We start from the raw sequence: 14,942 nt of genomic DNA on the forward strand, positions 1-14,942 counted from the left end.
CAGAGTTACGCCGCATTGTTATCCGCTCCGTCGTTTCCCTGATGCAGTGGCCGTAGAGTCAGCAACAGCGCGACGCTAAAGACGACCGAAATTAGCATTACCACCATCACAGGCTTTAAAGTCCCGTCGTAAAAAACACTGCCCAACGCACCCATCCCAGAGCCCAACACAAACATGGACACGGTTTGAATAGCCGCCGCGCTGCCGCCACGGTGGGGCGGGAACATCGCCATAAATCGTGTCATGCCAGCGGGGTTGCTCACCCCAACGCAGCTGACACTGAGAATAATCAGCGGCACCGCTAAGGCTAACGAAAGGGTCTCGAGCCACGCTAAGATCGTTAGCAGCACGACCACCACCGCTTGTACCAGTACACTAATCGCGAACAGTTTCATGGCGGGCATAACGCTTAATAAGCGCGCACTTAACGAGTTGGCGGCAATCAAGCCGATGGCGTTTAAACCAAACAGCAACGAAAACGCGGTCTCGCTAACACCAAAATAACTCATGTACATAAACGATGAGTGGGTAACAAAAATAAGCAGCACACCGGCGGCCGAGCCAATACACAGGGCAAAGCGCAAGGCCAGTAACTGGCCTTGGTAGCGGTGCAGCAAAATGGCGCGATACTGAGAGACGACCCGACCGAGGGAAAGCTTTTGCCGAGGCTCGGTTAAGGTCTCTGGGATCATGCTCAACATAATTACCAGCATTGCTAGAGCATATAGCACCTGAAAAATAAAAATGCTGCGCCAGCCAAAGTGCAGTAGCCCGGTGCCAATCAGCGGTGCTATGACCGGCGCGATCATCATCACCATCATCACGGTGGCAAAACGTCTGCCGATTTCTTCGGCGGGGTAGCTGTCGCGCACTTGTGCCATGGCGGTAATGGTGGCAAAGCCACCACCGAACGCTTGCAACAAGCGCCACAGGTTGATGACTTTGGCTGAGTCGGACAGGGCAATGGCGCCGCTCGCGATAATAAATAAACCCGTGCCCACCACACACACGGTTTTACGCCCTACCTGATCGGAAATAGGGCCCCCCATGAGCTGGCCCAACGCAAAGCCTACTAAAAATGTACTGATTGACGCGTTAAGTACGGCGATGGGCACCCCGAGGGCGTCTGCCATGGAGGGCAGCGCCGGTAGGTAAGCGTCCATCGCCACCGGGCCCAACGCGACCAGGGCGCCCAGATAAAGTAAAAAAAAGCGCGGTAGAGCGCTGGACGGGGTGGAGTTTTGGGTTTTCATACAGCGCGAGCGGATTAGTTGCGGGATTTATTAAAGTGTAACGCACAAGTGCCGCCCGAGGGTGAACAAAAGTGTACCGAAAGGTAAGCATAAACCGTTGTCCAGCAGGCTGTTGTAAAACCCCTTGCATGCTCAGCGTGGCCTGAAGCGTGCAGCTGCTGTGCATTGTCTCGACGGACAGGGTGGCTCCCTTTGCTAGAGACAAGGTGCGGAAGAGGTGCGCTTCAGACCTCGCACTACGGGGCTTCCAGGCTGGTCCGTACTCGTCGTTGCCACTTTTCGATGGGTGGACACACATCTTCAAAATGGCGCCTAGATTACGAGCCAGCCTGAAAGCCTGAGTACGTAAGGGGTTTTTCAACAGCCTGCTAATGGCGTTTTTGAGTAAAGCCGTTAAGCTTAGGGAATAGCTAATGGATTCGGATGAAACTTATGCCGCTAACCGACTGGTTGTCCGGCGTCAACCGCACCACAGCCTTTGCCATTATGAACCCGCAAGGACGTAAGCACGCGGTATTACAAGTTGCCGCGCTGGTGGGGTTGGTGTTGCATATCGCCCTGGCCGGGCTGTTTTCACTACTACAGACTAAGACGCTGATGTGGGTCAATATCGGTAGCATTTGTCTGTGGTTGCTGGCCTGGTTTTGGTTGCGTCATCATCGCGACTCCCGGGCCGCCTATTTGATGTTTGCAGAGCTGGTGGGCCACAGCATAGTGGTTACTGTATTACTTGGGCCCAGTGCTGGGTTTCAGTTTTACCTTTGGCCCGCCGCTTGTCTGGTGGTGGCAAATCCCGGGGTCAGCGTGCGTTATGCCGGTTTCGCCGGCGTATTGTGCATTGTGCTGTTTGCGACACTAGAGCTGTGGGGCGGTGCCGTGCCTTTTACCCGAGCCTTTGGCGAATATCAGCACTGGGTTTACGTGGCCAATGTATTGTTTGGCGGCATTGCCATGATGCTGGGAATAATGAGCGTGCGAGTGGTCAACGAACACCAACAGCGGCAACTTATCGCACTGGCGACCCACGACCCGCTAACCGGTTTGTTAAACCGGCGTTACATGACTGAGCACATGGCGCAGTTAAAAGCGCACGCCGATCGCGAACAGGGCGGCTTTTGTGTGGCTCTGGCCGACGTCGATTATTTTAAGCGTGTTAATGATACCTATGGCCATGATGTTGGCGATCAGGTGCTGCAATGTATTGCGCTGGTATTAAAGGCGCGGCTGCGCAGTATCGATTTATTGGCCCGCTGGGGTGGCGAAGAGTTGTTGTTGGCCCTGAGCAATACCGATGCACAGCGAGCGCTGATGTTAATGGACACTTTGCGCCAGCGAGTGGCCGATTCCAGTGCGATTAAACCCTTGTGTGGCGGTGTTACCTTGAGTTTTGGTGTTGCCGAGTATCAGCCCGGTGAGTCTATTCACGATTTAATCCGACGGGCCGATGTAGGCTTGTATCGGGCCAAGGCTCAGGGGCGCAACCAAGTGGTGCTTGAAGCGATCCAAAAGCCTGCCACCGGGTAGCACTTATCACGTTTAGTTTTTCTCTTCTGTTTTTATATTTCTATTTGAAATCAAAACCGGTACTGCTTCACACCTTGTGACAGCTGGTTTGTTTTAGCGCGTGTCGCGTGGTACTTCTTACGCTGACAACGTTGTCCGAAAGATCTTGACTGTTTTGGTTATGACGACGTAAGTCGATATCAACATTGCGCATGACGCGCTCTTGTCGGGCAGGACTCCCACGCTAGCTTATCGCTACATTGACTCACCGGTTCGCTAATACAGCTTGCGGTGTTGTTAACACAATAAAAGAGGGATACCTATGTACCATAAAAAGTTACTGTCGCTGGCGGTTGTTTGTGCCGCGAGTGCCGTTCTTAATGCGCAAGCGCAAACGCTAAGCTGTGCCGGGCTAAACGACTGGAGTGCGAGTACGGCCTATACCGGAGGCATGCAAGTAAAAGATGCCGGCAGCGCCTACGAGGCTAATTGGTGGACGCGCGGTGATATACCGGCCCAGCACTCGGGGCAGTATCAGCAGTGGACGTCTTTAGGTGTCTGTGGCGATAGCTCCAGCTCATCGAGTAGTTCTAACACGTCCAGCTCATCGTCCAGTAGCTCGTCATCGATCTCTTCCAGCTCGTCGTCGGTGCCCACGGGTAGCTGCGGGTCGCCGGGTTACTTAGCTGGCACCAGCTACAGCGTCGGCGACTTGGTTGATAACCTGGGTAATGAGTACCGCTGTGATATTGCCGGCTGGTGTTCGTCCAATGCGGCCTGGGCCTATGAGCCTGGTGCGGGCGCCCACTGGCAGGATGCCTGGTCGCTGGTGCAAAGCTGTGATGGTGGCTCATCGAGTAGCTCGTCCAGCAGTAGCAGTTCAAGCTCTACTAGCTCGTCCGTCAGCTCGGTTCCCGGCGGTGGTTACACCGGTAACTTCCCCCGTCATGCGTTGGTGGGTTACTGGCATAACTTTCAAAACCCGGCAGGGTGCCCCATTCCGCTATCGCAAATTTCCGATGCCTGGGATGTGATTGACATCGCCTTTGCTGACAATGACCCGGCCAGTAACGGAACGGTACATTTCAACCTGTTTGACGGTTCAGGCTCTAGCTGCGCCGGCTTAGACCCCGCGCAATTTAAGCAAGATATGGCGGCCATGCAGGCGGAGGGKAAGATCTTTGTGTTGTCCCTTGGTGGCGCCGAAGGAACCATTACCCTGAACACAGACGCCGATGAGGCTAACTTTGTTAGCAGCTTAACCGACCTGATTAACGAATGGGGTTTTGACGGTATTGATATCGACCTCGAGAGCGGCTCGCAGCTGTTGCACGGCACGCAAATTCAGGCGCGCCTGCCAGGTGCCATTCGCGCCATCGATACCAACGTTGGCGGCATGGCCTTAACCATGGCGCCGGAGCATCCTTATGTGCAAGGTGGCCACACCGCCTATGGCGGTATTTGGGGCGCTTACCTGCCGATTATCGATCAAACCCGCGACCTGCTCGATCTGTTGCATGTGCAGCTGTACAACAACGGTGGGCTGCAAACGCCCTATGCGCCGCAGTCTTACCCGGCAGGCTCGGTGGATATGATGGTGGCCTCGGCGCGTATGCTGATTGAGGGCTTCCAAACCGCAGGCAATGTTTATTTTGAAGGGCTTGACCCGCAGCAAGTATCCCTGGGGTTACCGTCTGGTCCCGCCTCGGCAGGTTCTGGTCAGGCGACCAATCAGGCCATTATGGATGCGCTTGATTGTATTACCCGGGGCACCCAGTGCGGCTCTATCGATGCCGGTGGTGTCTACCCAGATTTTAGCGGGGTAATGACGTGGTCGATTAACTGGGATATTTACGACGGCTACATTTTTTCGGGGCCTATTGGCGATAAAGTCGACAACCTTCCTTAATACTTTGGTTTACTTTCCTCTCTTTAGGCGGCTGTTAATCAGCCGCCTTTTTTGTGCTTGCCGTCGAGGCTAAAAAGGCTGTAGCCATAGACAGGGCGCCGGAGCTGGGCGACAATCTCTCAATAACATAATTGTCTAAATGACTATAAAGCGAGGTCCCATGCTGCCACTATCCGCCCACCGTATATTTTGCTGTATTCTTTTAACACTCTTAACAGCGCCTGCCCTATCGGCGGTTGTGGTCAGTGAGTTTGGTGAGCTCGGGGACGGCCGTACCGCTCAGTTATACAGCCTAACCAATGCTAGCGGCAGCCGGGCCGATTTAAGCGATTTAGGTGCTCTGTTGGTTAGCCTGACTGTGCCCGATCGCCAAGGAAACTACGCTGATGTCGTGTTGGGCTTTGATAACCCCAAACAGTACTTAACCGATAGCCCATTCTTTGGCGCGACGATTGGCCGTTTTGCCAACCGTATCGCCCGTGGCCGCTTTAGCCTACACGGTGAAGACTATCAGTTGGCCAATAATAACCCGCCCAATCAATTGCACGGCGGCGCCGTGGGTTTTGATAAACGCCTCTGGCAGGGCGAGGTGGTGGATGACTCGGCGGAGCCTGCAGTACGCTTTAATTTGTTAAGCAAAGACGGCGACGAGGGCTACCCCGGTAATTTACGTGTGTCCGTAACCTATCGGTTAACCGCCGACAACGCCTTGCAAATTGATTATCACGCAACATCCGATGCGGATACGGTGGTTAATTTAACCCATCACAGCTACTTTAATTTGTCTGGGCACACCTCGGGCGATATTCTCAATCACCAGCTACAGATTAACGCTGATTTTTATACTCCGGTTGATGAGACTGCCATCCCCACCGGTGAACTCTTATCGGTGCGCGATACCGTGTTTGATTTTACCCAGGCCAAAGCCATAGGGCGGGATATCAACGCCGACAATGCTATGCTCAAAGCAGCGCTTGGCTATGATCATAACTGGGTGTTGCGCCGAGGGGCGTTTGCCGGTGACATGACGCTGGCAGCGACGTTAGCCGACCCTGCCAGTGGGCGTGTGATGCAAGTGCTGACCAGTGAGCCGGGCCTGCAAGTGTATACGGGTAATCATCTAAACGGTAAGACCGCAGCTAAAGGTGGCGCGGCCTATGACAAGCACGCCGGAGTCGCGCTGGAGCCACAGCATTTTGCGGACTCCCCTAATCAACCGCACTTTCCGCGTACTACCCTAAAAGCGGGTGATCGTTATTCCTCGCGTACGGAGTACCGGTTTTCGACCCTGTAGCGAGCGCTCGTGGTTGTAGTCAGAGCCACAAGTAGCGGGCAATCAGGGTATGGCTTGTTGGCAAAATAATAGTAAAGGTTTGAAAGGTTGAGTCCATGGCTATAAATAGTATCGATGTCGGTGTGTTCGTCATCTATTGTGTATTTCTTTTAGTGCTGGCTTGGTGGGTATCACGGGAGAAGTCCGGCCACACCAAAAACAGCTCGGATTATTTTTTAGCGGGTAACGCTTTGCCCTGGTGGGCCATTGGCTCGTCGTTAGTGGCGGCTAATATATCGGCGGAGCAAATCATTGGTATGTCGGGCTCCGGTTATGCCATCGGCCTGGCGATTGCGTCTTACGAGTGGATGGCGGCAATCACGCTGATGGTTATCGGTAAATGGTTTTTACCGATACTGTTAGAGAAAAAAATCTACACCATGCCGCAGTTTTTAGAGCAGCGCTTTGACAAGCGCGTTCAGCTGGTAATGGCGTTCTTTTGGTTGGCGGTTTACACCTTTGTGAATTTAACGGCGGTGCTTTATTTGGGCGCACTGGCCATTAAAACCATCGTCGGTGTCGATATGCTGTATGGGATGTTGTTTTTGGCCGTGTTCTCCATGGCTTACTCACTCTACGGCGGATTAAAAGCGGTAGCACTTACCGATATTGTGCAGGTGACACTGCTGGTGTTAGGTGGTTTATTGGTGAGCTATCTAGCGCTGGTAGAGGTTTCTGGTGGTGCAGGTTTTATTGCCGGGTTCCAGGTGTTGCTGGATAAAACGCCAGAGAGCTTTGATTTAATTTTGTCGCCCGATCACGAGGACTACATTAGCTTGCCGGGTATTTCGGTGCTCATCGGTGGCATGTGGATTATGAACCTTTCCTACTGGGGGTTTAATCAGTACATAACCCAGCGTACTTTGGCCGCTAAAAGCTTACGCGAAGCGCAAAAAGGGGTAGCTTTCGCCGCGTTTTTAAAGCTGTTGATGCCTGTGTTAGTGGTCTTGCCCGGTATTGCCGCCTTGGTGCTGGCGCCGGATTTAGAACGCCCCGATATGGCCTACCCAGAGATGATGAAGCTGGTGCCCACCGGGCTTATGGGCCTGGCTTTTGCCGCGCTGGTTGCGGCTATTGCCTCGTCGCTTAGCTCCATGGCCAACAGTGTTTCCACGATTTTTACTATGGATATTTACCGCCAGTTGCACGGCGGGGTTAACTCTGAGAAAAAACTGGTGATGATCGGCCGGGTAGCGGCTGTGACCGCCATGTTGGTCGCCATGATCATCGCCGAGCCTTTATTGGGGAAAATGGATCAGGCCTTCCAGTATATTCAAGAATTTACCGGCTTCTTTACTCCCGGTGTCGTGGCGATTTTTATTTTGGGCTTTTTTGTTAAACGGGCCAATGCTAACTCGGCACTGTTGGCTGCGGTTTCTTCTGTTGTGTTGTCGATCCTCGCGCGGTGGCTGTGGCCCGAGTTGCCGTTTATGGATCGTGTGGGTTTGATTTTTATTGTTTGTATGGCGCTAGGGCTAGCGGCTTGCTCTAAGAAAAACAGTGATAAAGCCATTGACTTGCAGCAAGTGGACTTTTCTACCAGCGGTGGGTTTAAAATTGCCGCCGCTTGTATTGTGTTGATTTTAATCGCGCTGTACGCCACCTGGTGGTAAGCGTTATTAATGAGTGAAAAAAAGCCCGGCTGCGCGAATGGCAGCCGGGCTTTTTAATGGTGCTAGAGCGCGAGTTTACATGCGCTCGCTGACCTCAATGCCCAGCATGTCCAAACCGGTTGCCAGGGTACGCGATACCGCGTGGCACAAACGCAGGCGGCTGGCGCGCAGCTCGGCAGGCACATCCGATTTTAAAATCGGGCAGGCCTCGTAAAAACGCATATAGAGGCTGGCCAGGTCGTACAAATAGGTGCATAACAAATGCGGCATGGCATCGTGCGCGACTTGCTCTAATACTTCGCCCAATTGCAGTAACTTGATGGCCAGCGCTTTTTCCTGCTCGCTGCCCAACACGATGTCGCCCGTTAAATTGTCTGGGTCAATCTCGGCTTTGCGAAAAATACTTTGAATACGCGTGTAAGCGTACTGCAAATAGGGCGCCGTATTGCCCTCAAAACTGAGCATGGTGTCCCAGTTAAACACGTAATCGTTGGTTCGCGTTTTGGATAAATCCGCGTATTTAACGGCGCCGATACCCACTTTACGGGCGATGTCATTGGCGCCTTCCAGTTCGGGGTTTTTCTCGGTTATAACAGCTGCCGCGCGCTCGACGGCTTCGTCGAGTAGCGCCGATAATTTTACCGTGCCGCCCGAGCGAGTTTTAAACGGCTTACCGTCGGCGCCCATCATAGTGCCAAAAGCGTGGTGCTCTAAGCTCACGTCGCTGTCGACAAAGCCGGCTTTGCGGGCGAGGGTAAACACCTGTTGCATATGCAGGGACTGACGCGCATCGATAAAGTACAAAATGCGGTCGGCACCCAGCTGGCCAGCGCGGTAGCGAATGGCCGCCAAATCAGTGGTAGCGTATAAAAAGCCACCGCCTTGCTTTTGAATAATAACCGGCGAAGGGTTGCCTTCTTTATCGGCCAGTTCTTGAAGAAACACCACTTGGGCGCCCTGATCTTCAACGGCCAGCCCTTGCGCTTGGAGCTCGTGCAGTAGCGGTGCTAAGTCTTCGTTGTAAAAGCTCTCACCGCAGACGTCAGCATCGGTTAGGGTGACGTTGAGCTTGCGGTAAATATCGGCGCTGTGCTCCAGCGAGACCTGCTTAAACTGTTCCCACAACTTCAATACTTCAGCGTCGCCAGATTGCAGCTTAACCACATAGTTACGGGCTTTATCGGCAAAGGCCTCGTCGGCATCAAAGTGTGCTTTTGCCTGCTGGTAAAACACCTCTAAATCCTTTAGAGCCATGGCGGCACTGGCGTCCGTTTGCAGGGTTTCTTCCAGCTCTGCGATCAGCATGCCAAACTGCGTGCCCCAGTCGCCCACGTGATTTTGCCGAATCACCTTGTGGCCCAAACGGGCAAGAATACGCACCAGGGCATCGCCAATAATACTTGAGCGCAAATGGCCTACATGCATCTCTTTGGCAAGGTTGGGGGATGAGTAATCCACCACAATGGTCTGCGGCTGAGGGGCGGGCTTGATGGCCAGTGCCGGATCTTGCTCGGCCTCGCCGACACAGCAGGCCAGCCACTCGGGCTTTAAGTGAATGTTGATAAAGCCTGGGCCGGCGATCTCTAGCTTCTCGGCGATATCGTCCAGCTCAACCAGCTCGACGATTTTGGCCGCTAACTCCCGCGGGTTGGTACCCATCTTTTTGGCGGCGCCCATGGCACCGTTGGCCTGGTAGTCACCAAAACCTGCTTTTTTGGCCGCGGCCACCATGGGGCGACACTCGATAGGGATGCCGGCCAGCGTCATGGCGGTTTGAATTCGGGAGGTTAGCTTTTCGCGGATGTTCATAGTGCCTAAGTCTGTCATTGGGTGAGGCGCAATTGTACCGGTCAGGCGCGAGGGTGTCATCTGTACAAGCCCGATCTGCGGGCCCCAAAGTGTGACAGCCACAGGTTTCGGCCGGGCGATGGAAGGTCTACACTCAAGGGGTATCGTATGAGGAACCAAAACTTTGGAGGTGAGAGTGAATCTGCCGTTGCAGCTGTGTCAGGAAGTACACGCCGAATGTACTCGTTCGGTGCTTAAAATCCAAATCAATCGTCCCGCCCAGAAAAACGCCCTGTCGCTGGCGATGTATCAATCCCTCGCGGACGTTTTAGTGTGGGCTGAGACTGCCGACGAGGTTCGGGTGGTGCGCATTACCGGGAGTGGCGACAGCTTTACCGCAGGGAATGATTTGGCTGATTTCATGTCGGCGCCGGAGTTAACCCCGGAGCATCCGGCGCGCCAGTTTATGCATGCGGTTATGGGGCTGCAAAAACCGCTGGTGGCCGAGGTGAATGGTGCTGCGGTCGGCATTGGTACCACGCTGTTGCTGCATTGCGATTTGGTCTACGCCTGTGAAGATGCGTTCTTTCAGTTGCCGTTCGTCAAGTTGGGTCTGTGCCCCGAGTTTGGCGCGAGTGCGTTATTGGCTGAGCGGGTGGGTGTGGCACGCGCGCGTGAAATGCTCATGTTGGGTGAGCCGATACCTGCGCCGGAAGCTCACCGGTTTGGTTTGATCAATGAGGTATATAGCGATGAGCGCCTCGAAGGCGAAGTCGATTGGGTCTGTCGCGAGCTGGCTAACAGGCCGCCTCAGGCGTTGGCGGTGACTAAGAATTTGCTGCGCGCTGGCGATCAAATCGACCTTGAGGCGATTATAGAGGCCGAGTTGGTCGAGTTTGCCAAGTGCTTGAGCGGCGACGAGTGCCGCGCAGCGGTACAAAAATTAATGTCCGGAAATAAGGGGTAACACGTGTCTGTAACCATTGATTGTGCAGGAAAAACCGTATTAGTGGTGGGCGGCACCAGCGGTATTTGCCGTGGTATTGCCGAGCGCTACGCTAGCTGCGGTGCCAGCGTGTGCGTAATTAGCCGCTCACAGGACAAAATCGACGAGACCGTCAAAGCGCTGAAAGAGCAGGGGGCGCAAGACGCCTGCGGCTACAGCGCCGATGTGCGCGATGGCGAGGCCGTGCGGGAGGCCGTAAGCCAGCTCAATGCGCGTTGGGGCGCGCTCGATGTGGTGATTTCGGGCGCCGCCGGTAATTTTCCGGCCCTTGCGCGGCAATTATCGGACAACGGTTTTGGCGCGGTGGTGGATATCGACCTAAAAGGCACCTGGCATGTAATGAGCGCGGTGTATCCGTATTTGCGCAAACCGGGTGCTTCCATTGTGAATATCTCGGCGCCGCAAGCGCAGCTGGCCATGGCTGGCCAAATTCACGTCTGTGCGGCCAAGGCCGGTGTCGATATGATCACCCGTACGTTAAGCATTGAATGGGGCGCCGAAGGCGTGCGGGTGAACTCCATCATTCCCGGACCCATCGAGGGCACCGAGGGTATGGACCGCTTGGCCCCGGGCGAGCAAATGCGCGATAAAATCCTGCAAACCGTACCGCTTAAACGCATGGGCCGGCCGCGAGATATCGCCGATGCCTGCTTGTTTTTAAGCTCCGATTTGGCCGGCTTTATTACCGGCGCGGTGATTCCGGTGGATGGTGGTTGGCAGTTGGGTGGGGCGGCGTCTATTGGAACCGCATTGGGGAAAATGCTAGAAGATAAATAATACGAGGGGTACAGCACAAAGCCTATACCAGTGGGCTTTGTGTTACTTTCCGCTGGTGGTAAAGACGAATAATGACAATTAATTGGTTTTATACTGTATATCCCCGTGTTGTTGATGGGCTGCTTATCTTTGTTGCTTTGATCGCGATATTTTTTCTAGCTGTGCTAGTGAGTTTTTTTGTAGAGCGTGACTCACAAAAAATGACCAGGCTTACAGTGGTTACGATGTTTGCATTTCTTTCTTCTACGTTGTTTTGGTCAGTTTTAGATCATTTTAAAAAGAAGACTATTGCTGAAGAAGTGTTTGAGCTCGTGAACTCGTCATCGACAAAAGTTTTTATCAACGGGTGCGTGGCTGACAAAGAATGGCTGGTAATGGCGCTGGAGAATATTTTTTTTATTAAGCTACATAGTGGTTCTAGCCCAGCCGAAAGCTACAGAGTAGTTCTGAAAGACGATAGGACAGAATTGGAGTTGAAGCTTGCCCGCGACTCGAGGCAGAAAGACATGTTTTGGGTTAGCCTTCCTAGAATTGAAGGAGGGTCACCTGGTGAGTTTTACTTGATCACAGAATTAGGTGGTTGGACAAGTGTATCGTGTAAGGAGAAAATGATACAAATTGAGGTTGAGCGTGCGCGGGACTTGCTAGGCGCCAGCGATGGGGGCAAAACTTTAAGTATGAGCGGCACTAATACGCATTAACGTTAATTCGCCCGATGTTATTTATTTTAGCGCTCGCCTAACAATCAAAGATACTAGCCACCAAAGCAACAATCCCAACACTATCCCAACGGTATTAGCCGCAATATCGCGCACATCAAAGCTGCGCCAGGGCAGGGTGTATTGAAAACACTCGATACCGGTGGAGAATAAAAACAGCACTAAAAAGCGCCATGCCGCCGAGCGTTTACCAAAGGCAAAACCAATGGATATGCCGGCTACCACGTAACCGCTAAAGTGCATCAGTAAATCGTTAAAATCGCCCATCACGGCGCCCGGATTTTTTGCCACACCAAAGCCAATGTAAATGGCCAGCATGACAAAAAATTGCGCAACACAGAGTGTGCGCCACGCGCGGTAAAACGATGGCATTAGCGCAACACCAGTAATGAGATACGCGTGCGGCAAATCATCGCGGTGGTGGTGGAGCCGACAATAAAGTGACGAATACGCGAGTGGCCGTAGGCGCCCATAATCAATAGGTCGATACCTTGTTGCTCTTGGTAATCGGCCAGAGCTTTTTCCGGGTCGCCGGTGATGAGTGCTGTGGTGGTGTCGAAGCCCGCGGCCTGCAGGGTGGCTTGCGCCCGCTCGAGCGGCTTGCGGTTTTCGGCGGTATCGGTTGCCGCCATCACCAGGTGGCAGGGAATGCCTTTAAACAGAGGGCTGGCGGCTACCATATCGACGCCTTTAAAGGCTGTCTCGCTACCGTCAAAGGCAATCATAAACCGCGTCGGCGCACTAAAGCTTTGTTGTGCGATCAGCACCGGGCACTGCATAGCGCGGATGATGCCCTCCAGGTGGCTGCCAATGTGGCCGTGGGCGCTAGCGGTATCGGCGCCGCGCTTGCCCACTACCAGCATGCGGGTTTCTTGCTCCAGATCTTTTAACGCGTCCAGCAGCTCGCCGTGGCGCTGACGTGACTCGGGCTCACTAATGCCGTTGCTGATGACCCGCTCCCGGGCGGCCTGCAGCATCACTTTACCTTGCTCCAGAGCAATTTTACTGCGGCGTTCATCCAGGCTGGCCAGCTCTTCGAGCAGCGCCTCTTGCGAGCCGAGGCCAATGGTGCCGCTCAAGTTGCTGCTTGCTTTGGTGGGTAACTCATCCAGCACGTGCAGTAAGCTTAACGGGGCATCCATTTGTTTGGCCGACCAGGCGGCGTAATCACACACCGCCTGAGCGTATTGCGAGTCGTCGATACAGGCGATTACTTTATTGCGCATGCGGATCATCCTTTTTATCGTTAGTGGCCCATTAACTGATCGATGGCTTCGGGCTTGTCGTGTACCGCGAAGCGATCAACCAAGGTCGCGCTGGCTTCATTCAGGCCAATCAGCTCCACCTGAGTTCCCTCGCGACGAAATTTGAGTACCACTTTGTCCAGCGAGCTGATGGCGGTAATGTCCCAAAAGTGAGCGCGGTGTAAATCGATGGTAACTTTATCGACGGCTTCTTTGAAGTCGAAGCCGGCGATAAACTGCTCGGCGGAGGTAAAAAATACCTGACCAATGACCTGATAGCTTCGATGCTCGCCGGCATCATCCATGGTGCTGCCAATGTACAAAATATCCCCCACTTTGCGCGCAAAAAAGAGCGCGCTGAGTAACACGCCCAGTAGTACACCCAGTGCCAGGTTGTGGGTGGCTACCACCACAGCAACGGTGCTGACCATTACAATAGACGAGCTTTTGGGGTTGGTGCGTAGCGCGGCTACCGACGACCAGCTAAAGGTACCAATGGATACCATAATCATCACCGCAACCAGCGCAGCCATAGGGATACGGGCGACCCAGTCACCTAAAAACACCACCAAAATAAGCAAAAATACACCGGCCACTAAAGTGGATAAGCGGGTACGACCGCCGGATTTAACGTTGATGACCGACTGGCCGATCATGGCGCAACCGGCCATGCCACCTAAAAAGCCCGAGGCGATGTTGGCGGTGCCCTGACCGACACACTCGCGGTTTTTATTGCTTTCGGTATCGGTTAAATCATCGACGATGGTAGCGGTCATCATAGACTCAAGTAAGCCGACCACCGCCATAGTGATGGCGTAGGGGAAGATGATTTGCAGGGTTTCAAAGTTCAGTGGAATATCCGGCAACAAAAACACCGGCAAGCTATCGGGCAGCTCGCCCATATCGCCTACCGTGCGCACATCGATACCAAAGTAAATGGCCACGATGGTTAGGCTGACAATACACACCAGCGGTGAGGGAATGGCTCGGGTTAGATAGGGGAACAAGTAAATGATACCGAGGCCAGCGGCCAACAATGCGAACACCGGTAGGGTGGCGTTGCTGCCGGTAATCTCAGGCAGTTGGGCTAAAAAGATCAGTATGGCCAGAGCGTTAACAAACCCTGTGACCACCGAGCGGGAAACAAAGCGCATTAAGCCGCCAAGCTTAAACACGCCGGCAATGATCTGAAACACCCCGCACAATACCGAGGCGGCCAATAGGTATTGCAGGCCGTGCTCTTTTACCAAGGTGACCATCAGCAAGGCCATGGCGCCGGTGGCGGCGCTGATCATGGCGGGCCGGCCACCGGTAAAGGCGGTGACAAAGGCAATACAGAATGACGCGTACAAACCGACTTTGGGGTCGACCCCGGCGATAATTGAAAATGCGATGGCTTCGGGGATAAGGGCGAGGGCGACGACGGTGCCCGAGAGCACATCACCGCGAATATTGCCAAGCCAGTGTTGGCGCAAATGGTTCATCATGTTTCTGGTATCCGTGTAGTCAATACTGGCGTGCGTTGAAGTGCGTCGCCGTACTGCATTGTTTTAAACATTAGGATGGCTATCTAGCCTAAGCATTAGCTCGGGAGCTGCCAGATCTAAATCAGGCAGGAGCTTTTGGGGTGCCTCTTTTAGCAGAGGTCTATGGTGGAGTGATCATCGGGTACATAGCAACCGCAGGTTAATCGCTTGGGGTCAATTAATAAGCGCCGCAGTGTAGCAAAACCGGCGGGCTTTGTCCCTTAACGGGCGAGGGTGGCTGCGTTTGCTTTACGTAAAGGCGGCTTCGCTA

The 14,942-nt window shown here is 53.7% G+C and carries 12 protein-coding genes; 7 read left to right on the forward strand and 5 right to left on the reverse strand.

The genetic code is table 11. From position 1 onward, the window contains the following. Positions 1-5 precede the first annotated feature (5 nt). Positions 6-1,253 (reverse strand): multidrug effflux MFS transporter, encoded by a 1,248-nt coding sequence (locus tag SD69_RS06435; protein ID WP_041522558.1) that lies wholly within the window; start codon positions 1,251-1,253, stop codon positions 6-8. A gap of 432 nt (positions 1,254-1,685) precedes the next feature. Between SD69_RS06435 and SD69_RS18010 the strand changes: the two genes are divergently transcribed. The 4 genes from SD69_RS18010 (at position 1,686) to SD69_RS06455 (ending at position 7,611) form a co-directional block, all read left to right on the forward strand. Then, the gene (locus SD69_RS18010; RefSeq protein ID WP_198144063.1) at positions 1,686-2,777 is read left to right on the forward strand and encodes a GGDEF domain-containing protein; all 1,092 of its coding nucleotides are present in this window, start codon (positions 1,686-1,688) and stop codon (positions 2,775-2,777) included. A 301-nt stretch (positions 2,778-3,078) separates the two neighbouring features. Then, positions 3,079-4,665 carry a chitinase gene (locus SD69_RS06445; protein ID WP_041522559.1) on the forward strand — a complete coding sequence of 529 codons (1,587 nt, stop codon included), beginning with the start codon at positions 3,079-3,081 and terminating at the stop codon, positions 4,663-4,665. 160 nt (positions 4,666-4,825) lie between these two features. Further along, positions 4,826-5,959, forward strand: a complete 1,134-nt coding sequence (locus tag SD69_RS06450) for an aldose epimerase family protein (RefSeq protein WP_084591501.1) — start codon at positions 4,826-4,828, stop codon at positions 5,957-5,959. Between the two features lie 95 nt (positions 5,960-6,054). After that, a complete protein-coding gene (locus SD69_RS06455; RefSeq protein WP_041522560.1) occupies positions 6,055-7,611 on the forward strand; it encodes a sodium/sugar symporter in 1,557 nt (518 codons plus the stop codon). Between the two features lie 75 nt (positions 7,612-7,686). Here SD69_RS06455 and argS read toward each other — a convergent pair whose 3' ends face one another. After that, positions 7,687-9,420 (reverse strand): arginine--tRNA ligase, encoded by a 1,734-nt coding sequence (gene argS, locus SD69_RS06460; protein ID WP_041524514.1) that lies wholly within the window; start codon positions 9,418-9,420, stop codon positions 7,687-7,689. Between the two features lie 175 nt (positions 9,421-9,595). On the opposite strand from argS, the gene SD69_RS06465 reads away from it, so the two are divergent. From SD69_RS06465 to SD69_RS06475, 3 genes are all read left to right on the forward strand, one after another. After that, the gene (locus SD69_RS06465; RefSeq protein WP_052480942.1) at positions 9,596-10,366 is read left to right on the forward strand and encodes an enoyl-CoA hydratase; all 771 of its coding nucleotides are present in this window, start codon (positions 9,596-9,598) and stop codon (positions 10,364-10,366) included. Positions 10,367-10,369: 3 nt separating this feature from the next. Further along, a complete protein-coding gene (locus SD69_RS06470; protein WP_041522561.1) occupies positions 10,370-11,182 on the forward strand; it encodes an SDR family oxidoreductase in 813 nt (270 codons plus the stop codon). Between the two features lie 71 nt (positions 11,183-11,253). Then, positions 11,254-11,883: a hypothetical protein gene (locus SD69_RS06475; protein ID WP_041522562.1), complete on the forward strand. Its 630-nt coding sequence runs from the start codon at positions 11,254-11,256 to the stop codon at positions 11,881-11,883. Between the two features lie 21 nt (positions 11,884-11,904). Here SD69_RS06475 and SD69_RS06480 read toward each other — a convergent pair whose 3' ends face one another. From SD69_RS06480 to SD69_RS06490, 3 genes are read right to left on the reverse strand one after another with little or no spacing between them, the layout of a single operon-like run. Next, entirely contained in the window at positions 11,905-12,273 is a 369-nt protein-coding gene (locus tag SD69_RS06480; RefSeq protein WP_041522563.1) for a VanZ family protein, read from the reverse strand. Further along, on the reverse strand, positions 12,273-13,127 hold the full coding sequence (locus SD69_RS06485; protein WP_041522564.1) for a universal stress protein: 855 nt from the start codon (positions 13,125-13,127) through the stop codon (positions 12,273-12,275). Before SD69_RS06485 ends, SD69_RS06480 begins: the two co-directional genes overlap by 1 nt. A 20-nt stretch (positions 13,128-13,147) precedes the next feature. Continuing rightward, the gene (locus tag SD69_RS06490; protein ID WP_041522565.1) at positions 13,148-14,632 is read right to left on the reverse strand and encodes a SulP family inorganic anion transporter; all 1,485 of its coding nucleotides are present in this window, start codon (positions 14,630-14,632) and stop codon (positions 13,148-13,150) included. Positions 14,633-14,942: the final 310 nt, after the last annotated feature.

It is taken from the genome of Gilvimarinus agarilyticus, assembly GCF_000832015.1.
GTDB classification, from domain to species: Bacteria; Pseudomonadota; Gammaproteobacteria; order Pseudomonadales; family Cellvibrionaceae; genus Gilvimarinus; species Gilvimarinus agarilyticus.

Bases quoted from the DNA above. Each gene is read 5' to 3' on its own strand.
- SD69_RS06435 (WP_041522558.1), bottom strand. From the start codon at position 1,253: ATGAAAACCCAAAACTCCACCCCGTCCAGCGCTCTACCGCGCTTTTTT.
- SD69_RS18010 (WP_198144063.1), top strand. From the start codon at position 1,686: ATGCCGCTAACCGACTGGTTGTCCGGCGTCAACCGCACCACAGCCTTT.
- SD69_RS06450 (WP_084591501.1), top strand. From the start codon at position 4,826: ATGCTGCCACTATCCGCCCACCGTATATTTTGCTGTATTCTTTTAACA.
- SD69_RS06455 (WP_041522560.1), top strand. From the start codon at position 6,055: ATGGCTATAAATAGTATCGATGTCGGTGTGTTCGTCATCTATTGTGTA.
- argS (WP_041524514.1), bottom strand. From the start codon at position 9,420: ATGAACATCCGCGAAAAGCTAACCTCCCGAATTCAAACCGCCATGACG.
- SD69_RS06475 (WP_041522562.1), top strand. From the start codon at position 11,254: ATGACAATTAATTGGTTTTATACTGTATATCCCCGTGTTGTTGATGGG.
- SD69_RS06480 (WP_041522563.1), bottom strand. From the start codon at position 12,273: ATGCCATCGTTTTACCGCGCGTGGCGCACACTCTGTGTTGCGCAATTT.
- SD69_RS06485 (WP_041522564.1), bottom strand. From the start codon at position 13,127: ATGCGCAATAAAGTAATCGCCTGTATCGACGACTCGCAATACGCTCAG.
- SD69_RS06490 (WP_041522565.1), bottom strand. From the start codon at position 14,632: ATGATGAACCATTTGCGCCAACACTGGCTTGGCAATATTCGCGGTGAT.